We start from the raw sequence: 551 nt of genomic DNA on the forward strand, positions 1-551 counted from the left end.
GCTCAGCGGTTTGCGGTGGTGACCGGCGAGGTGACGCCGCCGAGGGACACCCAGGCGACGGAGTCCTGGCTCTCGCGCTTGATGAACACGTAGCCGGTCTTGTGCCAGGGCAGGATCGCGTTGGTCTTGTTGTCGAGCACGAGGTCGCCCCGGTCGGTGATCAGCGTCAGCACCGCGTGGCCCTCGCCCTTCTCGTCGATCACCACGGTCATGCGCATCGCCCGCCGCGGCAGGCCGGCCTCGGCCAGCAGGTGGCGCTTGAGCAGCTGGAAGTCCTCGCAATCGCCGATGCCGTCCTCGGCCAGGTCCCAGCGGTCGGCCACGTGCAGGTGGTCCTGATCGGTCATCGGCTCGACCGCCTTGTTCACCCGCCGGTTTACCGACACGATCGTCGCCCAGCTCGCCGCCGTCAGGCTGATCCGCGCCGGCTCGCCCCGGTCCACCGCGCACTCGGCCGCGTACGACTGGCAGAACGTCACCCAGGCGGCGATCGGCTTGGCCTCACCCTGAAGACGCGCCCCGACCTCGTTCGGAAGGCTCGCCAGGGTCTG

Annotated in this window: 1 protein-coding gene; it reads right to left on the reverse strand. The window is 69.7% G+C overall.

Annotated elements, in window-relative coordinates; all coding sequences use genetic code 11:
- Nucleotides 1–2: 2 nt before the first annotated feature.
- Nucleotides 3–551: transglutaminase-like cysteine peptidase (locus MKL01_RS30255; RefSeq protein ID WP_243908883.1), on the reverse strand; the 549-nt coding region annotated here is incomplete at its 5' end.

The organism is Methylobacterium sp. J-070 (assembly GCF_022829385.1).
Lineage (GTDB): Bacteria > Pseudomonadota > Alphaproteobacteria > Rhizobiales > Beijerinckiaceae > Methylobacterium.